Raw genomic sequence first — 19,803 nt, 5'->3', positions numbered from 1 at the left:
GCGGATCAACGCGTGCCGCTCGCCGATCCGGAGAGCAGATAGAGCGCGATCAGCAATGTCGCGACCGACAGCATCGTCGTGATCGAGACCGTGGCCGCGACCAGCTTCTCCTCGACCTTGTGCTCGTGCGCGAGGACATACACGGTTTTCGCCGTCGGTACGGCCGCGCAGACGACGGCCGCAGCCGTGTAGAGAGGGTCGAGGCCCGTGATGACGCAGAGCCCGTAGACGATCAGCGGCATGACCACCAGTTTCACCGCCGCGAGTGCAAACGCCGCCTTCAGGTTGGATCGCAGGCCCTCGACAGATAGACCAAGCCCGATGGCAAACAGCGCGCAGGGCGTGAGCGCGGCGGCGATCATGTTGAGATAGGCCGCGACCGGCGCCGGAATCGGCAATCCCGTTATCGCCCATGCGAGGCCAATGAACGTCGAAAGCACCATGGGATTGAGCAGGATTTGCTTTGCCAGTCCCGTAGAGAGCGCGGACGGACCGCGGGAATCGCGCTTTTCCAGCAGGATCACCGTGATCGGAAACATCACCGCGGCCACGAACACCGTCGCTACAGCTGCGGGCAGCACGGCGGGCTGACCGTAGATCGCATGCAGGATCGGCAGCGCGACGAACCCGGTATTGGTCATCGCGGCTGCCATCCCATGGATGGTGCTGCTGGCGAGATCGTGTTTGCCACCCGTGCGGACCGGCAGGAACACCAGGGCGAAGCAGATGAGTGAGCCGCCGCCGAATGCGAGCAAAAAGCGCCATTCCAACAGATTGCGCGCCGGCTCCTGGGCGATCGTGACGATCAGCAGCGCCGGCATCGCCACGTTGTAGGCAAAGTGGACCAGGGCATCGGCAAGCGAACGGGAGAGATAGCCAAGCTCGCCCGCGAGCCAGCCGGTGACGATGATCGCGAATACGGGAAGAACGAGGCTGGCGACCTCCATCCGGCTTCCCCCTTGCTGCCAATGACCGCAACAAGAGGTTACTCCGGGGATGGAGTGCCGTCACTGCCCAACGTTCAGCGAGGTGCAGGCTTAGTGGCGTGTCCCGGACGCGCGAAGCGCGAGCCGGGACCCAGGGGCTGCAGGACCCGGCGCTGCAGGACTCGGCGCTGCGATGGGCCCCGGCTCTGCAGCGCGCCGCTGCACCAGACGATGCTTCGCATCGCCGGGGAAGCGCTGCGCTGCGTCCCGGGGCACGAGAACGGCTTACTCCGCCGAAGCGAGATGTCCGGGCTTAGATTCCGCGGCCGGTCTGTTGACCGATCACGCAGCGCCATGCAGCCAGTCGCTCGGCCGGATGCTGGTTCATCCATTCGGCGAGTTGCGGCGCGCCCATCAGGCAGGACTGCACCGAGACTTGCGCAAAGTCCGACGTGGTGACGATCTGCTCGTGACAATTGGAGGGAGAGGCGAGGCTGCAAAGCACGGCGATGATTTTGATCACGATACGTTACCCCCGTCGCGGCCGATGAACGTGCGACCGATCGTGCGTTGGTCCTGCCCCTCGCCGGCCGGATCTGCCGGCGGGAAGATGCTGTCGTAGATGGCGCGCGCCTCCTGGATGAGGCGCGTTCGCTCGCGCTCGGACTTTGAGACAAATCGAATAACTTCGCCCATGGTGGCTCCGAATCTCAGCGAGTTGAGTCGTCATGAGATGACGTTAATCATTCAATTGTCATCTATGGTGCCGCCCTGGACTTTGAAGCGGCGCGGCGATCACGACCGGATAAAAAGCGCGTGACCGCGCCGCGCAATCTCAACGTCCCGGTGTTTCTCACGCGCTGGGTTGCAAGACCGTCCAACCCTTCATGTCAGTTGCGCAGCTTCGGCGGCCGAGCAAGCTGTCCCTACGTTCGTCAGCAAGGAAAGTCTCACGAAGCAAATGCCGCTGGATCGCATATGTTTCGTCTCTTGCAGCGTGCAAGTTTTTGGAACTATCTCGCAATCCGGCGAATCCGCCCGACCAGCCTCTCAGGCCGCCGGCGCTTGCTCTTTCCGCCCCGGCACCGCCGCGAGCAATTCGCGCGTATAGGCATGCTCGGGCGCGGCGAACAGCTGCGCGGTCGGCTTCAGCTCGACGATGGCGCCGCGTTGCATCACCGCGATGCGGTCGCAGATCTGGGCGGCGACGCGTAAGTCGTGGGTGATGAACAGCATCGACAGTCCGAGGCGCGCCTTGAGGTCTTCGAGCAGCTTCAACACCTGCGCCTGCACCGAGACGTCGAGCGCGGAGACGGCCTCATCCGCGACGATGATCTCGGGTTCGAGCGCGAGCGCGCGGGCAATGCCGATGCGCTGGCGCTGGCCGCCGGAGAACTCGTGCGGATAGCGCTCGAGTGCGCCGGCATCCAGGCCGACCATCTTGAGGAGATCGCGGGCGCGATCGAACGCCACCTTCGGAGCGGTCCCGGCTGCGATCGGCCCGTCGGCGATGATGTGACCGACCTTGCGCCGCGGATTGAGCGAGGCGAACGGGTCCTGGAAGATCATCTGGATGCGATGGCGCTCGGCGCGCAGCGCCTTGCCTGAAAGCGAGGTCAGGTCGGTCTCGCCGATCCGCACCGTGCCGCGGTCGGCTTCGATCAGCCGCATCACCAGGCGCGCGACCGACGATTTGCCGGAGCCGGATTCGCCGACCAGACCGAGCGTCTCGCCCTTGAGGATGTTGAAGTTGACCGCGCGCGCCGCATCGACACGGCGATCCTCGCGGAACCAGCCGCCTGATGTGACGTAGGTCTTGTCGAGCCCGATCACCTCGACGGCCCTGGCCCGGTCGTCGAGGGGCTTCCGCGGCGGCGGATCCATCGAGGGCACGGCGGCAAGCAATGCCTTGGTGTAGTCGTGCTGCGGCTCGTTGAAGACGGCCGTGGCGGGACCTTCCTCGACGACCTTGCCGTGCCTGAGCACCACGACCTGGTCGGCGATGTCGGCGACCACGCCGAAATCGTGCGTGATGAACATCACCGCCATGTTGCGGCTCTGCTGGAGGTTGCGGATCAGCTTCAGGATCTGCGCCTGCGTGGTGACGTCGAGCGCGGTGGTCGGCTCGTCCGCGACCAGCACGGCCGGTTCGAGCGCGAGCGCCATCGCGATCATGGCGCGCTGGCGCTGGCCGCCGGAGAGCTGGTGCGGATAGGCGCGCACGATGCGCTCGGGGTCGGGCAGGCCGACCTCGCGTGCCAATGCCAACGCCTTGGCGCGCCGCTCCTTCGGCGTGAGCAGGCCGTGTGCCTCGAACATCTCCGCCATCTGGTCGCCGATCCGCATCAACGGATTGAGCGCGGTCATCGGCTCCTGGAAGATCATCGCCAGCCGGCGGCCGCGCAGGTCGCGCCAGCCGTCGTCGTCGAGCTTGAGCAGGTCGCGGCCTTCGAACTGGATCTCGCCGGAGGCGACCGACACGGTGTCCGGCAGCAGGCCCATCAGCGCATGCGCGCACATCGACTTGCCGGAGCCGGACTCGCCGACCACGCAGACGATCTTGCCGGGCCGCAGATCGAGCGAGACGCCGTCGACGGCGAACGGACGCTCGGCGCCCTTGGGCAGCGCGATCCTGAGGTTCTTGATGGAGACGGCGGGTGGGGCGGTCATCGTCAGCGACCCTCCCGCGACAGGCGCGGATTGAGCGCATCGTTGAGGCCTTCGCCGATCAGGTTCAGCCCGAGCACCGAGATCAGGATGGCGATGCCGGGAAACACCGTGATCCACCAGGCCTGCCGGATCACGGTGCGGCCGGCGCCGACCATGTAGCCCCAGGAGATCAAATTGGGATCGCCGAGGCCGAGGAACGACAGCGAAGATTCCAGGAGGATCGCGGTCGCCACCATCAGCGAGGCCAGCACGATCACCGGCGACAACGCGTTCGGCAGGATCTCGCGCAGGATGATCCAGCTGTTGCTCTGGCCGGTGACCACGGCGGCCTGGACATATTCGCGCGTGCGCAGCGACAGCACCTCGCCGCGGACGAGGCGGGCGACCGGCGGCCAGCTCACCACCGCGATCGAGGCGACGATCGAATAGATCGAGGGCTGCAGGATCGCGACCAGCACGATGGCGAGCGCGAAGCTCGGAATGGTCTGGAAGAACTCGGTGAAGCGCATCAAGGCGTCGTCGACCTTGCCGCCGAAATAACCGGCCATGGCGCCGATCGGCACGCCGACGACCAGCGCGACCAGCGTGGAGACGAGGCCGACCAGCAGCGAGACGCGGGCGCCGAAGATCATGCCGGCGAACACGTCGCGGCCGAGCGCGTCCGTTCCGAGCGGCACGGTCGAGACCGTGAACGGCGGCAGGAACGGCCGCTGCACCATGCGCCAGGGCGAGTTCGGGAACAGCATCGGTCCGAACACCGCGACGGAGATTGCTAGCAGGAGGATGATGAGGCCGATGACGCCGCTCGGGCTCTTCAGCATCGATTTCCAGAACTGTTTCATGAGGCGAATTCGATGCGCGGGTCGACCAGGCGATAGACGAGGTCGGTGATGAGGTTGAAGATCAGCACCATGGCGGAGCAGATCACGAAGACGCCGAGCAGCAGGTTGTAGTCGCGCTGCAGCAGGGCGTCGTACATCAGGCGCCCGATGCCGGGCCAGGCGAACACGGTCTCGGTGATGACGGCGCCGCCGATCAGCGTGCCGGAATGCACGCCGGCGAGCGTCACGACGGGAAGCAGCGCGTTGCGGAGCACGTGGCGGCGCTGGATCACGGCATCCGAGAGACCTTTCGCACGCGCCGTCTTGACGAAGTCCAGCCGTTTCACCTCCAGCATCGAGGCGCGCGTCATGCGGGTGTAGGTCGCCATGAAGAACAGGCCGAGCGTCATCGCCGGCATGATCAGGTGTTTTGCGACGTCGACCGCATGGGCAAGGCCGGTAAGGTTGGCGCCGACCGTCTCGTAACCGAAGCTCGGCAGCCAGTCGAAGGTGACCGAGAATAGCAGAATGCCCATCAACGCCACCCAGAAGATCGGCATGGCGTAGAAGATCAGTGCGAACACGGTGATGCCGGTGTCGAGAAAGGTTCCGGCAAAGCGCGCGGCGAAGGTGCCGAACAGGATGCCGAGCATCAGCGAGATCGCGAAGGCGGTCAGCGTCAGCAGCAGCGTCGCCGGCAGCCGCTCGCCGATCAGCTTCGCGACCGGTGCCTGCTGGCGGAAGGAGAAGCCGAGGTCGAGGCTGACGACGCCCTTGACGTAGATGAAGAGCTGCTCGGGCAGCGGCTTGTCGAGGCCGAACTTCTCCCGGAGCTGCTTGACGAAGACCTGATCGCTGGCGCCGGCTTCGCCCGCCATCACGACCGCGGGGTCGCCTGGCGCCAGCCGGATCAGGAAGAAATTGAGGACGACGATCGCGAGCAGGACGATCACGCCCTTCAGGACACGCTGAGCGACGAAAGAGAGCATCTTAGAAAGTCATGTTGGTGAAGTGACCTGGAGCCACGAGGGCAGTGCGCTCCCTCGCCCCGCTCTTGCGGGGAGGGGGTTGGGGTGAGGGGCCTCTCCGCGAGCGTATCAGCAGTTGGACTCGGGGAGACTCCCCCTCACCCGAATGTGCGCTATGCGCACATTCGACCTCTCCCCGCAGGCGGGGAGAGGTGAAGAAGGAAGGGCTCACTTGTCGAGCCATGCATCCTTGAAGCCGTCATTGACCCCGATCCCCGTGGTGATCAGGTTCTTGACCTTGCAGCGCGTGATGGTCGGGAATTGCAGCTCCAGCATCCAGGCCACCGGCACGTCCTCGACCAGGATCTTCTGCGCCTTGTCGTAGATCTCCTTGCGCTTGGAATCGGGGGTGGCGATGGCGCCGTCGGCGAACAGCTTGTCGATCTCCGGGTTGGAATAGCCCTCGACGTTGTTGAACATCTGGCCCTTGGCGATGTTGCTGGAGATGTAGTTGCGCCCCACCCCGAGCGCGGGATCGCCGTACTGGTAGAGATAGGTGAAGGCGATGTCGTAGTCCCAGTCGCCGATCTTCTGGTTGCCGCCGGCAACGTCGGTGGCGATCGTCTCGATGGTCATGCCGACGTCCTGAAGGTTCTGCTTCACGGCTTCACCCCAGCGCTGCCAGGTCTCGCCATAGGCGAGCGGCAGCAGGCGGATCTTCTCGCCCTTGTAGCCGGCTTCCTTCAGCAGCGCCTTGGCCTTGGCCGGATCGTAGGGATACTTCTTCACGTCGTCGGTGTAGTACTTGATGGTCGAGGCCGACGGGCCGGTGGCGACCTTGCCGAGCCCGTTCCAGATCACGTCCTTGGCGAAGTCGCGGTCGATCGCATACATGATCGCCTGCCGCACCCGCTTGTCGGCGAGCGGACCCTGGCGGTTGTTCAACCACAGCCAGGCCAGCGGCGAGAAGAACTCCCAGCCGGCGCCGGTGACGCAGGTGTCCTTCAGCTTGGACAGCCGCGGCACGTCGAAATTCTCGACCGAGCCGCCGGGCAGCACGTCGACCTTGCCGGTCTCATACGCCACCGAGCGCGCGGCCGCGTCGGGGATGATCTGCCAGTAGATCTCGTCGAGATAGGGCTTGCCCTTCTCGTAGTAGTTCGGGTTCTTGACCAGGCGGATGAACGAGCCCTTCTGCCACTCCTTGAACATGAAGGGGCCGGTGCCGACAGGCGCGTTGTTGTAGGGATTGGTCTTCCAGTCGGTGCCTCCATAGAGATGCTTCGGCACCATCGGCATCGAGCCGACCTCGAAGATGCCGAGGAACGGGCCGAACGGCTGCTTCAGCGTGAACACCACGGTGTAATCGTCCGGCGCCTCGACCTTGTCGACCTGCGCCAGGTTGGTGCGGGCACGCGCATGGGTCTGCTTCAGCATCTCGATCGAGAACAGGACGTCGGCGGCGGTGAAGGGCTTGCCGTCATGCCAGGTCACGCCCTTCCTGAGCTTGAAGGTGTAGGTCTTGGCGTCCTCGCTGACGCTCCAGCTTTCGGCAAGCTCCGGCAGCGGCTCGAGCTTGGGGCTGTAGCGCAGCAGTCCTTCGAAGATGTTGCCCGACACCATCTGGGTCGGACCGTTCTGGACCAGCGCAAGCATCAGGCCGGGCGGCTCGGGCTGGATCACGGCATTGATCACACCCCCCGTTTTCGGCTCTTGCGCCAGCACCGGGGCCGTGAGGCCGCAAGCGAGGAGAAGACCAAGCAACACTCGTTTTGGCATGTCGTATCTTTCTCAAGCGAGACCAGCCGTAAACGCTTCGCGACGTCCTCGCGCGCAAAGCGACGGCCGGCCCATCCCAGTCCCCATCCGATATCGAGGCTCACACAGTCTCGTTCGGCGCCGCAAGATGAAAGTCTCGACAGTGTTCGCACAAAAAATGTACAGCGCGTCCTGTTTTCACTTGATTCATCCTCCTGTCACGGAGACAAGTCCGCCATGGACAACGCCACGCGCTCCGAACGGTCCCGCAACGCTGCGCTCGAAGCGGCCATCGCCATCATCGCGCGCGACGGGCCGGGCCGGCTGACGCTCGATGCGATCGCGCGCGAGAGCGGCCTCAGCAAGGGCGGGGTGATGCACCAGTTCCGCACCAAGGAGGCGGTGCTCAAGGCATTGCTCGAGCGACAGATGGCGCATTTCGAGGAGTTCTCGACTCATTATATGGCGAAGGTGCGCGCGACCTCGGCCAATCCCAATCTGGCGACCCAGCTTGCCACGATCAGGGAAGCGGCGACTACGCCGAATTCCGCCGCGCTGGCCCTGGTTGCGGCCATGGTCGAAAATCCCAGCCTGATGGCGCTGCCGCGCGAACTCGAGATGAAGAGGATGGCGGCGATCAGGGAAGAAGCCGCCGACCCGGATCTCGCGATGTTGCGCTGGGCCGGCGCGCTCGGACTGCTGCTGAGCTCGTTGTTCGGCATGTCACCGCTCAGCAAGGACGAGCACCAGCGGCTGTTCGCGCGCCTGCTCGACGACGGGCAGTGGACCGGCCTCGAACAGCCGGCCACGAAGCGCGCCGCAAAATCCGGAGCGGCATCGGCGGCAAAGGCTGCAACCCCGCGCAAGCGCGCCTGATTCATCGTTAACGAATTCCAACCGGACGCTGCCCAAAACCGCGCCTGCGGCCAAATGTGTCAGGTCGCCGTTTTGCGACTTTACAAACCAACTGGTCGGTTTTATAAATGGAAACACTGAGACGGCCCGAGGGATCCGAAAAGGCCCCGGACGATGCCTTGGGCCGGCAATGGTGAGCGCCGCAGCCGTGTCTGGTCCCAAGCGCGGCTGCGGTCGTCATTGCAATTTCAAAGGTTGGCCTTCCAAAGAAGCCGCAAGAGGAGTCTGGAATGGATCGCTCGATCGCCCTGCGCGGTCTGGGAACGCTGGTGCTTTGCGTCGCATCGGCCGGCTGTGCCACGGTCGCGCCCGTGCCCTATTCGGAGATGGCGTCCTCGGCCTACATGGCCCCCGACAAGTCGGACACCTCCGGCCGCGTGCCCTACCGCTATTCCACGCCGGTCGATTGGCGCTCATATAATGCTCATATAATAAAGTGATCCTCGATCCCGTCGTGGTCTATCGCGGGAGGGATCATCAGTTCGGCGACATGTCCGACAAGGACAAGGCGACGCTCGCCGCCTACATGCAGAATTGTTTCGCCGAGCGGCTGCGCGGCCGCTTCGCTCTGGTGCGCGAGCGCGGGCCGAACACGCTGCGCATCCGGCTGACGCTGACCGGCGCCGTCACCAACACGCCGGTGCTCGGCACGCTCTCCCGCTTCGACATGGCCGGCGCGGTCTACAACGGCGTGCAGGCGGCACGCGACGGCGAGGGCATGCTGACCGGCTCGGTCATCTACGGCGTCGAGATCTTCGACGCTTCGACCTCACGCCTGATCAGCGCCTACGTCACCAAGCAATACCCCGGCGCCTACGACATCAAGGCCAGCGTCGGCGCGCTCGCGGCTGCCACCGCAGGCCTCGACAAGGGCGCCGACGCGCTGATGGCGCAACTGAACTGACGCGGCCCCCGCTCAACGAAAGGCATGCAGATGAACCTTCTCCTTCGCTTCGTGCTGCGCGTCGCGATCACCGTCGCGATGATGATCATCGGTGGGCGCGCCGGCGCGGCCGCCCCGACCGACCCTAGCGGCACATGGCTCGTCGAGGACGGCCGCGCTCGCATCCGGCTCGAGCGCTGCGGCCCGGCGCGCGACCGCATCTGCGGCTTCATCGTCTGGATGAAGGAGCCGGCCGACAAGCGCGGCCAGCCCTATCGCGACAAGGAAAATCCTGATGCCGACAAGCGCGCCCGCACGCTGCTCGGTCACCAGCTCATCATGGGACTGCAGGCAACGCCCGAGGGACGGTTTGCCGGCGACATCTACAATGCCGAGGACGGCAAGTTCTATTCGGTGTCGCTTTGGCGCGAATCCGCCGATCGCTTGAAGCTGAAAGGCTGCCTCATCAAATTCCTGTGCCAGACCCAGACCTGGCAGCAGACCCTCGACGTGCTGCCCGGCCAGCTCGTCGGCCTGACCGGCGATCTCAATGGCCCGCGCGCCGACAAGGAATGGGCGGCCGTGCCGACCCCGAAGCCGATCCAGGTGAAAGCGAAATAGTGGGGTGGGGTCCGCGCGGAGCGCGGCCCGATGACAGGCTCCGCGAAGCAATCCAGAATCCGTCTCGCGGGGAGATTCTGGATTGCTTCGTCGCAACGGCTCCTCGCAATGACGGCGTGGAGGCAGTCGGCGCCAAATTTGATCCGGATCAAAGCCAGGCAGCCGCTTCTGCGATCGAATAGCAACTGGCGGGATGTCGTGTTGCGCGCGTCCTGGTTCTTTAGCCGTGGGACGATCGATGGACATTCAGGCCGTGAATATCCCTGCATGCAACGACAGCGGACCCGATGTCGTGGCGCCGGAGGTAGATCAGGGCGCGCGGCACTGCCTGCAATTACTGAGCAATGCCGGCCTGCGCCCGACGCGCCAGCGCCTGGCGCTCGGCCAATTGCTGTTCCTGGGCGGCCATCGTCACGTCACCGCCGAGAGCCTCTATGAAGAGGCGATGGCTGCGAACGCGTACCTGTCGCTCGCGACGGTCTATAACACGCTGAACCAGTTCACCGAGGCCGGCCTGCTGCGCCGGATCGCGGCCGACGGCCTCAAGTCGTTCTTCGACACCGACACATCCGTGCATCCGCACTTCTATCTCGAAGGCGAGGACGTGCTGGTGGACGTTGCCGAGGGCCTCGCCTTCATCAAGGTGCCCGAGGCGCTTCCCGGCCACGAGATCGCGCGGCTCGACGTCATCGTCCATTTGCGCCGGAAGAGAACGTAGCGCCTTACCGCAATCCCGCCCGGCGAAATCCCTCCAGATAGTGCTCGCGATCTCCGTCATTGGCCCACGGCAGTTGCGTCGCGATCCACTGCAGCGAGATGCCCGGTTGGGTGCGGCGGAGCTCGCCGAGTGCCAACTCGGCAAGCGCGCCGTCGCCGGTCATGCCGGCGGAGACGGCGAGAACGCGGTAGGCGCCGGTGAGGTCGCCCCGGTGGCGGATCGCCTCGCGCGCGAGCGCGATGGCCTCGCCATAGTGCCGCTCGGTGAAGCGCGCATAGGCGGCAATACCGTGATAGATCGCCAGTGACGGATCGCGCGGCGACAGCCGGATCGCCTTTTGCGCAGCCTCGAACGAGTCGTTGGAGCGTCCCGCATAGGACAGCGCCAGCGCGTAATAGCCCTGCACCAGCGAGAAGTTCGGATTGAGCGCGAGCGCCTGCTCGAACTCGGACAGCGCATCCGCAAGCCTGCGTGTCGAGAAGCAGACGCTGCCGAGCGCGGCATGGGCCCAGGCATCCTCATGGTCGCAGCGCACCGCTTTGAGCGCGGCGGCTTCCGCGGCCGGCGCAACCGCCGCCAGCTCGGTCCAGCCGAGATGCACGCCGAACATGTCGTTCACGGCCAGCACCGACAGCGCCTGACCGTAATTCGGATCGATACCGATCGCGCGCTCGAGCAGCGCCTTCGCGGCCTCGTGATCCTTCCGGGTCACGCGCCAATAGTGCGACAGCGCGCGCATCAAGAGGTCCCAGGCGTCCAAGCTTGCAGGCGGCTTGCGGTGGGCGCGAAAATTCTCCGCCGCGTGGATCTGCGGCTCGATCGCCGCGGCGATCGCGTTGGTGATCTCGTCCTGCACGGCGAAGACGTCGACGAGTTCGCGATCGTAGCGCTCGGCCCAGAGATGGCTGCCCGACACGGCGTCGTTGAGCTGCGCGGTGATGCGCACCCGGTTGTCCGCCTTGCGCACGCTGCCTTCGACGATGTAGCGGACGCCGAGCTCTTCGGCGATCTGCCTGATGTGGACCGCGCGTCCCTTGTAGGTGAAGGACGAGTTGCGGGCGATCACCATGAACCAGCGCTGCTTCGACAGCGCGGTGAGGATGTCCTCGCTGATCCCGTCGCCGAAATAGTCCTGCGCGGGATCGCCGCTCATGTTCTCGAAGGCGAGCACCGCGATCGCCGGACGGTCCGCCGCGCGCAGGAGAGTGGCCCTGGCTTCCGCCGGAGCGGGGGATGCTGCCACTTCTTCCCGGACCTCGCCGACGAAACGAAAGCCCTTGCGGGGAATGGTCTTGATCAGGCGCTGGGTCGCGCCGTCGTCGCCCAGCGCCTTGCGCACGGCGTTGATCCGGCTGTTCAGGGCGGAATCCGAGACGATGCGGTCGCTCCAGACCTTGCTGATCAGGTCATCCTTGCTGACCACACGCGCCCGTTGCGCGACCAGATAAAGCAAGAGATCGAACACTTGCGGCTGCAACGGAACGGCCGCCCCGTCGCAAGTGAGCTCCCGAAGGTCGCCGTCGAGCACGTTGTTTTCAAAGAAAAATCGCACGTTTCCGTCGTCTCAAGCAAAAATCAAAGTCGTCTCAGGCGAAAATCAACCCTCCGCGAAAGTCTCAGGGCGTCCGTTCCGGCATGGTGCGAAGACCAAACCGTGTCGATGCCTCGGCACAACGGAGCGTTCCATGACCCAAATTGATCACCAAGTTCATTCCATCGGCCCGGAGGTTGCGGGCTCTCGTATTTTCAAGTTCATCGCCTTTCTGTACGGAATTGCGGCATATCTCGTGTTTTTCGTCACCATTCTCTACGCCATCGGCTTCGTCATGGGGGTGATGGTGCCCAAGACCATCGATACCGGGGCCGAAGCGCCCGTCGTTCGCGCGGTCATCGTCAATCTGCTGCTGATGTCGCTGTTCGCGGTTCAACACAGCGTGATGGCGCGCCAACAATTCAAGGCGTGGTGGACGCAGTTCGTCCCCAAGCCGGTCGAGCGCTCGACCTACGTGTTGTTCGCGAGCCTGTCATTGCTCCTCCTGTTCTGGCAGTGGCGTCCGCTGCCCGCGGTCATATGGGAGGTCGAGAACCCCGATCTTGCCGTGACGGTGGTCACGCTGTCCTTCGCGGGCTGGGTGCTGGTCTTCACCTCGACCTTCATCATCAACCATTTCGAACTGTTCGGCCTGCATCAGGTCACCAATCATCTCGTCGGCAAGGACATGGAGCCGCCGCGCTTCAAGACGCCGCTGCTCTACAAGTTCGTCCGTCATCCGATCTATCTCGGTTTCATCATCGCGTTCTGGGCGGCGCCGGCCATGACTGCGGGGCATCTGCTGTTCGCGGCCGTGACCACGCTCTACATCTTCGTCGGCATCGCGCTGGAGGAGAGCGATCTCGTCGATCTCTTCGGCGACGAGTACCGGCAGTACAAACAACGCGTGTCGATGCTTATTCCCTGGCGCCGGTCGGTATAGTCTCGGCCTCGTCCCGCACGTCCACCGAAAGGAGGACGCGCGGGCCCCCGACGCGCGATAACGATCCTTCATAAAACGGAGACGTCCAAGTGAAACATATCGGAAATTGCTTCTGTGGCGCGGTCACGGTCGAGGTCACGGGCGCGCCGGAGGCGATGGGCTATTGCCATTGCCGCTCCTGCCGCTCCTGGTCGGGCGGACCGGTCAACGCCTTCAGCCTGTGGAAGCTAGAGGCCGTGCGCATCACCGAAGGCGCTCAGAATGTCGAGACCTTCGCCAAGACGCCGCTCAGCCAGCGCAAATATTGCAGGAAGTGCGGCGGCCATCTCATGACCAACCATCCGCCGCTCGGTCTGGTCGACGTCTTCACCGCCACCATCCCCACACTCGCGTTCACGCCCGGTGTCCACGTCAACTATGCCGAGACCGTGCTGCCGATGCGCGACGGCCTGCCCAAGCTGAAGGATTTTCCGGCCGAGTTCGGCGGCAGCGGCGAGATGATGCAGGAGTAGCGGCGGAGGGTGAGGCGATCCTCACTGCGAATCCGGTAAGGCGCCCGTGGGGTAGCCCATCCACAAGCCAAGGCCGAAGCTCCGCTTCGGCCTTCTCTCGAGAGGGCGGCAGAACGCCGCCCTCGCTGTCTTCTCCCCAGGGAGAAGGATGAACGACTAGCCTCCGCGCGATTCAACGACCTTGCGGCAGGAATCCGAGAGCTTCGACTTGTTCTCGCGCAGGCAGGCATTCATCTGCGGCGGCTTGCCGATATGTTCGGCGCAGAATTTGCTGGCGTCGCCGCGGCAGGCCATTTGCTCCTGGACCGATGGACCGGACTGTGCAGCAGCGGGCAGGGCGGCAGCAGTGAGCAGCAGCGCGGCAAGAACCGAAATCTTCATAAAGCACCTCTTTGGAAACGTCGTTGGTCCCGACCGGGATCACGCGGCCGGACCATCTCGCGAAGCCCAGGCGCGGGTCCATGCCATGTTCATGGCACCGGCCAGCCCTCCCGTCCGGGGGACCCCCATCTTCATGGCATGTATCCGCGCGCCGACTTTTGTCATTCAGGCTGCACCTCGGCTGCGAGACCCGGTGGTTGCACCGGGACGCCGAACGGGAAGCAGGAGAGCAAGATGTCGATGAGAGCTGGAGCGCTGAGCGCCGGGCTGACGATCATGGCCCTGGCGGGCGCGGCGATGGTGTCGCTGGGCACAAGCCCGGCGCAGGCGGTGGTCTATTGCAAGACCGTCGGGGTGCCGAAGGGTTGCGTGGTGCGGCCGACTGGCGCCGTAGTGGTGGGAGCGCCGGTCGCGCGGGCTGCCGTCGCGACCCCCGGTGTCGGCGCGCCCGGCGTCGGCGTGCGCGCCGGCACGCCGATGAATCGCGGCGGCCCGGTCAATCGTGTCGGCGTGCGCTGATATTTCCTTTCGATTGAATTGATTGCATCGCTTCGGGCCAACGGAGCCTGCGGACGAACACCCCCCGTCCTCCGCAGGTAAATTATCCGGCCCGTCCCCTCTCTCCGTGCGCCCCACACGTTCGGGGAGGGGGCCTTTCAGCCCGCGGCCATGTCGCTGTCGGGAAAACGCTGCGGCAATTGCAGCCGCACGCGCGTGCCTGAGGCGTCCGAGCTCAGATCGAGCACTGCGCCGCAGCGCGCGGCGCGGCTTCTCATGTTGCGCAGGCCGCGCGCGGTCTGGCCTGCACCCGCGGCCTCGCAATTGCCGGCCAGCGCAAAGCCGCTTCCGTCGTCGGTGACGCTGATCACGCCGTAAGGCCCCAGGCCGCCGTCATGCGTCTCGATGGTGACCGCAACGTGCCGGGCTTGTGCGTGCTTGACCGCGTTGGTCACGGCCTCGTCGAGGATGCGCACGATCTGGATGACGTGCCATGGCCTGAGCTCGGGATGCAGCGGCAGGCCCTGCGGCGTCGCCACGCGCCAGTCGAGCGCGATGTCGTGCGGCCGCAATTGGGCCGTGGCGCGCTCGCGCCAGGAGCCGAGTGCGAGCATCAGGTCGCCGCCGATGTCGTCCATGGAATCGATGACGAGGCGCAGATCCTTCAGCGCCGCGCGGGCGGCGTCCGTGATGGTCGCGCCCGCACTGCCGCGCTCGGACAGCGCGACGATGCTCACGAGCTGGCCGCCGAGGCCGTCATGCAGGTCTCGCATCAGGCGCGTGCGCTCGTTGGCGAGCGCCGCGGCGCGGGCGCGCTCCTCCTCGCGGGCAAAGCTCGCCTTCAGCCGCTCCTCGGCTTCGCGCACCCGCGTCACCAGCTGGCCGGCAAAGCTGTCGACCTGGTTCAACGCGCGGGCAAAGCGCCAGGTCAGCCCGGCGCCGATCGCGACCAGCATCGCCGAATAGGACAGGCGCGAGACGAAGATGCGATCGTTGCTCGCGATCTCGAGCACCGTGAGCATGTCCTGGACCCAGCAGACCAGCACGATGGTCACCGCGCAGCCGATCGTGAAGCTCGCCGCGTCCTGCCGTCGCACCACCGCGGTTGCGGTGACGCAGGCCATCAGGAACAGGCAGAGCCCGACGGTGGGAATGCCGAGCACCAGGAACAGGATGCGCGGCAGCGGCGGGCCTCCGATCAGCCCGACCACGAACACGAGGACGCCAGGCACGAACAGCAGCGTGCCGTAGCGCGGCCAGCGCCAGCCGAAGAACAGCACGCCGAACACGACGATCAGCGCGCTCTCGATCGGTGCGGACGCGAGCAGCACCGCGGCGAGCCGGGATACCGCGGCCGGCGGCACCGGCGGCGGCGCGAACGCCTGCACCACACCGAGCACCATCGCCGCGGCCAGCACGCCATAGACCGGTTCGTGGCGCCGCATCAGCCACATGATCGCGAGGATGACGGCCAGGATCGCCTGCCAGGCGGAGAACACCACCGGCAGCGTGACGAACAGCAGCGTGCGTGTCTCATAGGCCGGGCGCAAGGCGATATCCGGTCCGACATAGACGGTGTCGAGAAAGCCCTTGAGCGGTCCCCATACGAACAGCCGCACCGTGATCTCGTTTCCGCCCTCGTGCAGCAGCGAAGCGGGGATGGCTGCGATCTGCGGCGTGTTGCGGTCGGGCCGGTTGGCGTTGGCGTCGCGTCGGGAGTCGAGCACGACGACGCCGTTGACGGCGACCTCCACCGCGTTGCTGAAGCGCGGCAGGAACACCGACCAGCCCGAGGCCGCATCGCCGCTCCGGAACGTGAAGGCGCCGGTATAGAACGGTGGGTCGGCCAGCGAATAGCGCGACGGCGTGAAATGCGGCAGCGTCACGGGGCGCGTCAGGCCGTCCTCCCGCGCCGAGAAATCGCTCACCGCGTAGTCTTCGGGATCGCTCGGCTGCAGCAGCTGAATCCCCAGGATCGTGACGATCGCGATCAGGGCCTGGAGCAGCAGATAGGGCACGAGGCGCGAAGCCAGCAGCCGGCGCCGCGCGGGTTTGAGAGCCGCCTTCGCAGATGCCTTGGCCGCGATCTCGCTCACAGCTTGATCAGGCCCTGCTGCACCGCCTCGAACACCGCTTCGCTGCGCGTGTGCACCTCGAGCTTGCGATAGATGTTCTTGATATGGCCGGGCACGGTCTGCTTGGAGAGGCCGAGATGGCTCGCGATCTCGGCATAGCTGAAGCCTTTTGCGATGCCCCAGAGGATGTCGATCTCGCGCGGGGTCAGCTTGGCCGTGTTGAGCGCGGGGCCGGGCGGCGGCTCCGCCGAATTCTGTGCGGCACCTTGCGTTCTGCGCACGATGAAGCGGGCGATCGAGGCCGAGATCGGCGAATGTCCGGCGACCAGGTCGCGCACGGTGGTGGCGATGTCGGTGGGGAAGGCATCCTTGAGCAGGTAGCCGGTGGCGCCGACCGTGATCGCGGAAATCACGCTCTCCTCGTCGCCGAGCGCGGAGATCACCATGATCTCGGTCTCGGGAAAGCGCTGCCGGGTCTCGCGGATCAGCTCGACGCCGTGGCCGTCCGGCAGCCGCAGGTCGGTCAGCAGCACGCGCGGCGCACCGACGCTCAGGGCCTGCCGCGCCTCGCTGAGCGTACCGGCGCTGCGCACCTCGTAACCGGCCTTGACCAGCGCATCCTGGAGCCGCCAGCAGGTCGGCGCGTCATCCTCGACGAGGAGGATGGTGATGGCTTCACCCGTCTCGCCCTGTTCGGTCATGATCATCGTCCCGCGACCCGCGTGTCCCCCGCGGCGCGAGGCCAAGCTTAGCCGCAGCGAGGAGGGCGCGACACCCATAATCATGGGGGCGCGATGAAACGGCGCCCGGGTGGGCGCCTACTGCTTCGCCAGGGCCGGTTTATCGGTTGGCGTGTGCGGGCTTGGCAGTCGCTGCACGACGATGCGCGCGGTACCGGCATTGTTCTTGTAGAATTGATCGTATGGCCCCTGGATCGCGTCGAGCTTCGCCGGGCGCAACCAGGCCGGCAGCAGGGTCGGATAGATCTGGACGGCATCATTGACGTAGAAGAACAGATCGCCGGCGTCGGGCGCAACGAATTCCGCGACCAGCCGTCCCGACAGATACTGCCCCTCCCAGATCGTGCGCGCCGCAGGGTCTTTCGGCACCGGCTCGAAATCCCCGAGCTTGCCCACCGCGAGCTTGAGCGGATTGTCGTTCGGAAGCGCCTTGTATTCCTCGGTATCGTCGAGCCGGATGGGATACCGGCCCTTGCTCTTGTCGCCATCGTCCTCAGCTGGAATGGTCGGATGCATGCGTCTTGGCAATTCGTCGGCTGGCATGACGTTGACGGCCTCGAGCGGGATGTCGCTCATTCCCTTCGTGCCGACGCGAACGACAGGCTGGAACCAGTCGGCGCCGAACAGACGGAGAGTCGGCAAGGCGAGGTAATGACTCCCGAAATAGGTCTTGAAGCCGTTCGTCCCGCTCACGATGGTGCGGTCGAACCAGGGTTCTTCGATCTGGACCCAGACGCGATATTTGCGCCCCTTCTCGACTGCAAGGCCGCTCCACCAGCAGAATTCCTTCGTCGCAAACCGGCCGCGCGCATCGGTCGGCTCGTCGGACACCGGCATTCCGGAGTCCTGCCCGGACGTCGCGCAAACATTTCCGGTCGCGGTGCGGGCCGTGAAGACGCTGGTCGATGCAATGAGCAGCGCAGAGTAAAAAATGATGAACAGGAAAATCCCGGGCAGCACGAGCCGGGCGAAGAGCCAGCGGGCCGGCCCGGCATTCAATCGCATCCATCGGGCAAAGCCCAGCAGCAGGCCCGGACCGTCGACATGCTGCCGGCTTGCGATGCGGCGCGGCTCGCTCCAGGCCAGCCGCGCGCGTTCCTGGATGGTGTCGCGCAGCACCGTGTTCCTGCGCCAGATCAGATAGGTGAGGATCAGGACGAGCGAGGTGGCGAACGGGTAGTACAGCGTGATGTTCAGCCACGGTGCGGCATAGGATGGCAGCACGTTCCTGATCAGATTGGCGAGCGGCCCCAAGACGCCGCCGACGAGCCAATCGATGGTGGCGATGATGCGCAGAAGGAGGGTGCCTTGCAGGCCATTGTCCTTCGACACCCCGATCAGACTGCGCGCCGCCCACGGCCAGACGGCGATCACGCCGACCATGAACAGCAGCGAGAAATAGGCGACGCGCCGCCACCATACGGTGTCGCGCGTGAGCCTCGCCATTTCTGGGCTGGGCATGTTCATCAGCGCGAAGGCTTCGGCCTCCGTCTTGCGCCGTGGACCCTCGGCCTTCGCGAGATAGGCCCGCTTCATGTCTTCGCGCGTGGCGTCCGCCATCAGATTCAGCTTGCGGCCATCAGGCATCAGCACCAGTGAGTCCGCCGGAAGCATGATCGGCGCATAGGCGTCGCAGCCGAACAGCATGCGTTCGATGACGGCGAAGTGAACGACCGGCAGTCCGCCATTGACCTCGCCGGCGAGAACCGGGCGCGGCCCATAGCGGTAGAGCACGGCGGCGCCGCTGCGCGAGTCGTGCTTCGGTCCGATCGCCGATTGATATTCCTTGAAGTGCTCGATCTCGCCGTCCTGGAATCGGAGCTTGCCTTCGAGCCGGTTGGCCATCCAGACCAGCGGCACGAACGACAGCGTGGATTCCGGATAGCCGCCGCCGACGTCGGAGTGGACGCCGGCGAACCACACCTCCTCGACGGTCTGGCCGGCCGCCAGATGGCTCTGGTCGATCCGCAGCGGATGGAAGGTGGTGCGCTCGTCGTCCAGCGCCAGCGCATGACGGATGTGCTTCACCTTGCGCGAGGGCCGGTGATTGCGGAACGAGATTGGCCAGATCGCCCAGTCGATCGCGACGCGCAGCTCCTCGATCGGGACGCCGAAGGCCTCGACCGTGTCGAACAGTCCGAGGAATTCGATGTCGATGTCCTTGCGACCGTTCATCGCCGCGCGGACGTCGGCATAGGAGCGGTGCCCGCAGATCGAATGATAGAGATGAAGCAGGAGATCGCGGAACAGGCGGGCGATCCAGATCGTCGGCAGGCTCTTTTTCAATGGCACGGTGTCGCGACGGTATTCCCGCCACGCGGCCATCGCGTTGCGCTCCATCTCCTCATGCGGCACGGGAATGCCGTCGATCTCCGCGGGCACGAGGCCCTGGCTCGCGATCATGGACGCCAGCGTGCGCGCGGTGAAGGCGCCGCGGCTGAAGCCGAATATGTAGATCTCGTCGCCGGGACGCCAATTCCAGCACAGGAAGCGGTAGAGCTTGCGGACGTTGGAGGGCACGCCGAAACCGGTGGCGCCGTCGAGCGCGGCGAGCGGCGCCCAGCCGGCAGTGCCCACGCCCTTGATGTAGTGGGAGATCTGGTCCGGCTGGGTGTGGTCGAGCGCCTCGTAGAGACGCCAGACGCTGGATTCCTGGGTTGTGAACGCATTGCCCGTGCCGTCGGCGAACAGCACCAGCTTGCGTTTTGCCGGGGCGGCGTCGGCCGTCCCGCCGGTATTCATATCGCGATGTGGGTGTTCGCGGTGTGGGTGTTCCGGTTCGGCAGTATCATTAGTCCGCGCGCCATCATGAGGTGACATGGGCTTCTCCGGCAATTTCGCGG

The 19,803-nt window shown here is 65.3% G+C and carries 18 protein-coding genes and 1 pseudogene; 7 read left to right on the top strand and 12 right to left on the bottom strand.

The genetic code is table 11. The annotated features are described in order from the left end of the window. Positions 1–5: 5 nt before the first annotated feature. The 7 genes from JQ566_RS07200 to JQ566_RS07170 all read right to left on the bottom strand — a co-directional run bounded on the left by JQ566_RS07200 (position 6) and on the right by JQ566_RS07170 (position 7,164). Complete coding sequence (locus JQ566_RS07200) at positions 6–947, bottom strand: AEC family transporter (protein ID WP_212371321.1); 942 nt, start codon at positions 945–947, stop codon at positions 6–8. Positions 948–1,239: 292 nt separating this feature from the next. Further along, the gene (locus JQ566_RS07195) at positions 1,240–1,449 is read right to left on the bottom strand and encodes a hypothetical protein (protein ID WP_080133401.1); all 210 of its coding nucleotides are present in this window, start codon (positions 1,447–1,449) and stop codon (positions 1,240–1,242) included. Next, complete coding sequence (locus tag JQ566_RS07190; RefSeq protein ID WP_212371320.1) at positions 1,446–1,622, bottom strand: hypothetical protein; 177 nt, start codon at positions 1,620–1,622, stop codon at positions 1,446–1,448. The genes JQ566_RS07195 and JQ566_RS07190 overlap by 4 nt, the downstream gene beginning before the upstream one ends. Positions 1,623–1,976: 354 nt before the next feature. Continuing rightward, complete coding sequence (locus JQ566_RS07185; RefSeq protein WP_212371319.1) at positions 1,977–3,596, bottom strand: ABC transporter ATP-binding protein; 1,620 nt, start codon at positions 3,594–3,596, stop codon at positions 1,977–1,979. 2 nt (positions 3,597–3,598) lie between these two features. Beyond that, positions 3,599–4,438, bottom strand: a complete 840-nt coding sequence (locus tag JQ566_RS07180; RefSeq protein WP_212371318.1) for an ABC transporter permease — start codon at positions 4,436–4,438, stop codon at positions 3,599–3,601. After that, positions 4,435–5,406, bottom strand: a complete 972-nt coding sequence (locus tag JQ566_RS07175; RefSeq protein WP_212371316.1) for an ABC transporter permease — start codon at positions 5,404–5,406, stop codon at positions 4,435–4,437. Before JQ566_RS07175 ends, JQ566_RS07180 begins: the two co-directional genes overlap by 4 nt. Positions 5,407–5,613: 207 nt before the next feature. Continuing rightward, a complete protein-coding gene (locus JQ566_RS07170; RefSeq protein ID WP_212371311.1) occupies positions 5,614–7,164 on the bottom strand; it encodes an ABC transporter substrate-binding protein in 1,551 nt (516 codons plus the stop codon). Positions 7,165–7,380: 216 nt separating this feature from the next. Between JQ566_RS07170 and JQ566_RS07165 the strand changes: the two genes are divergently transcribed. The 4 genes and pseudogenes from JQ566_RS07165 to irr all read left to right on the top strand — a co-directional run bounded on the left by JQ566_RS07165 (position 7,381) and on the right by irr (position 10,280). Further along, the gene (locus JQ566_RS07165) at positions 7,381–8,019 is read left to right on the top strand and encodes a TetR/AcrR family transcriptional regulator (RefSeq protein WP_212371310.1); all 639 of its coding nucleotides are present in this window, start codon (positions 7,381–7,383) and stop codon (positions 8,017–8,019) included. A 269-nt stretch (positions 8,020–8,288) separates the two neighbouring features. Further along, positions 8,289–8,962, top strand: a pseudogene (locus tag JQ566_RS07160) (DUF3313 domain-containing protein). A 30-nt stretch (positions 8,963–8,992) separates the two neighbouring features. Beyond that, positions 8,993–9,562: a DUF2147 domain-containing protein gene (locus JQ566_RS07155; protein WP_212371309.1), complete on the top strand. Its 570-nt coding sequence runs from the start codon at positions 8,993–8,995 to the stop codon at positions 9,560–9,562. A 238-nt stretch (positions 9,563–9,800) separates the two neighbouring features. Continuing rightward, the gene (gene irr, locus JQ566_RS07150; RefSeq protein WP_212371307.1) at positions 9,801–10,280 is read left to right on the top strand and encodes a Fur family transcriptional regulator Irr; all 480 of its coding nucleotides are present in this window, start codon (positions 9,801–9,803) and stop codon (positions 10,278–10,280) included. A gap of 4 nt (positions 10,281–10,284) precedes the next feature. On the opposite strand, the gene JQ566_RS07145 is transcribed toward irr, so the two are convergent. Beyond that, positions 10,285–11,832, bottom strand: a complete 1,548-nt coding sequence (locus tag JQ566_RS07145) for a winged helix-turn-helix domain-containing tetratricopeptide repeat protein (protein WP_212371306.1) — start codon at positions 11,830–11,832, stop codon at positions 10,285–10,287. 133 nt (positions 11,833–11,965) lie between these two features. Between JQ566_RS07145 and mddA the strand changes: the two genes are divergently transcribed. Together mddA and JQ566_RS07135 are read left to right on the top strand one after the other, a co-directional pair. Further along, the gene (gene mddA, locus JQ566_RS07140) at positions 11,966–12,754 is read left to right on the top strand and encodes a methanethiol S-methyltransferase (protein WP_212371305.1); all 789 of its coding nucleotides are present in this window, start codon (positions 11,966–11,968) and stop codon (positions 12,752–12,754) included. An 89-nt stretch (positions 12,755–12,843) separates the two neighbouring features. Further along, entirely contained in the window at positions 12,844–13,266 is a 423-nt protein-coding gene (locus JQ566_RS07135) for a GFA family protein (RefSeq protein ID WP_212371300.1), read from the top strand. A gap of 156 nt (positions 13,267–13,422) precedes the next feature. On the opposite strand, the gene JQ566_RS07130 is transcribed toward JQ566_RS07135, so the two are convergent. Further along, entirely contained in the window at positions 13,423–13,647 is a 225-nt protein-coding gene (locus JQ566_RS07130; RefSeq protein WP_094895875.1) for a hypothetical protein, read from the bottom strand. A 234-nt stretch (positions 13,648–13,881) separates the two neighbouring features. On the opposite strand from JQ566_RS07130, the gene JQ566_RS07125 reads away from it, so the two are divergent. After that, positions 13,882–14,166, top strand: a complete 285-nt coding sequence (locus tag JQ566_RS07125; protein ID WP_212371299.1) for a hypothetical protein — start codon at positions 13,882–13,884, stop codon at positions 14,164–14,166. Positions 14,167–14,303: 137 nt separating this feature from the next. Here JQ566_RS07125 and JQ566_RS07120 read toward each other — a convergent pair whose 3' ends face one another. From JQ566_RS07120 to JQ566_RS07110, 3 genes are all read right to left on the bottom strand, one after another. Then, positions 14,304–16,241: a sensor histidine kinase gene (locus JQ566_RS07120; RefSeq protein WP_212371298.1), complete on the bottom strand. Its 1,938-nt coding sequence runs from the start codon at positions 16,239–16,241 to the stop codon at positions 14,304–14,306. After that, on the bottom strand, positions 16,238–16,921 hold the full coding sequence (locus tag JQ566_RS07115) for a response regulator (RefSeq protein WP_212371293.1): 684 nt from the start codon (positions 16,919–16,921) through the stop codon (positions 16,238–16,240). The genes JQ566_RS07120 and JQ566_RS07115 overlap by 4 nt, the downstream gene beginning before the upstream one ends. 117 nt (positions 16,922–17,038) lie before the next feature. Beyond that, positions 17,039–19,702: a DUF2235 domain-containing protein gene (locus JQ566_RS07110; RefSeq protein ID WP_249139213.1), complete on the bottom strand. Its 2,664-nt coding sequence runs from the start codon at positions 19,700–19,702 to the stop codon at positions 17,039–17,041. Positions 19,703–19,803: the final 101 nt, after the last annotated feature.

Source organism: Bradyrhizobium sp. SZCCT0231 (assembly GCF_018130245.1).
Classification (GTDB): domain Bacteria; phylum Pseudomonadota; class Alphaproteobacteria; order Rhizobiales; family Xanthobacteraceae; genus Bradyrhizobium; species Bradyrhizobium japonicum_F.
This window is presented reverse-complemented; position numbering and strand designations above follow the sequence as displayed.

What these genes read in the sequence shown, in the direction of transcription:
- JQ566_RS07200 (WP_212371321.1), bottom strand. Translation starts at nt 947, where the DNA reads ATGGAGGTCGCCAGCCTCGTTCTTCCCGTATTCGCGATCATCGTCACC.
- JQ566_RS07190 (WP_212371320.1), bottom strand. Translation starts at nt 1,622, where the DNA reads ATGGGCGAAGTTATTCGATTTGTCTCAAAGTCCGAGCGCGAGCGAACG.
- JQ566_RS07185 (WP_212371319.1), bottom strand. Translation starts at nt 3,596, where the DNA reads ATGACCGCCCCACCCGCCGTCTCCATCAAGAACCTCAGGATCGCGCTG.
- JQ566_RS07180 (WP_212371318.1), bottom strand. Translation starts at nt 4,438, where the DNA reads ATGAAACAGTTCTGGAAATCGATGCTGAAGAGCCCGAGCGGCGTCATC.
- JQ566_RS07175 (WP_212371316.1), bottom strand. Translation starts at nt 5,406, where the DNA reads ATGCTCTCTTTCGTCGCTCAGCGTGTCCTGAAGGGCGTGATCGTCCTG.
- JQ566_RS07170 (WP_212371311.1), bottom strand. Translation starts at nt 7,164, where the DNA reads ATGCCAAAACGAGTGTTGCTTGGTCTTCTCCTCGCTTGCGGCCTCACG.
- JQ566_RS07165 (WP_212371310.1), top strand. Translation starts at nt 7,381, where the DNA reads ATGGACAACGCCACGCGCTCCGAACGGTCCCGCAACGCTGCGCTCGAA.
- JQ566_RS07155 (WP_212371309.1), top strand. Translation starts at nt 8,993, where the DNA reads ATGAACCTTCTCCTTCGCTTCGTGCTGCGCGTCGCGATCACCGTCGCG.
- irr (WP_212371307.1), top strand. Translation starts at nt 9,801, where the DNA reads ATGGACATTCAGGCCGTGAATATCCCTGCATGCAACGACAGCGGACCC.
- mddA (WP_212371305.1), top strand. Translation starts at nt 11,966, where the DNA reads ATGACCCAAATTGATCACCAAGTTCATTCCATCGGCCCGGAGGTTGCG.
- JQ566_RS07130 (WP_094895875.1), bottom strand. Translation starts at nt 13,647, where the DNA reads ATGAAGATTTCGGTTCTTGCCGCGCTGCTGCTCACTGCTGCCGCCCTG.
- JQ566_RS07125 (WP_212371299.1), top strand. Translation starts at nt 13,882, where the DNA reads ATGTCGATGAGAGCTGGAGCGCTGAGCGCCGGGCTGACGATCATGGCC.
- JQ566_RS07115 (WP_212371293.1), bottom strand. Translation starts at nt 16,921, where the DNA reads ATGACCGAACAGGGCGAGACGGGTGAAGCCATCACCATCCTCCTCGTC.
- JQ566_RS07110 (WP_249139213.1), bottom strand. Translation starts at nt 19,702, where the DNA reads ATGAATACCGGCGGGACGGCCGACGCCGCCCCGGCAAAACGCAAGCTG.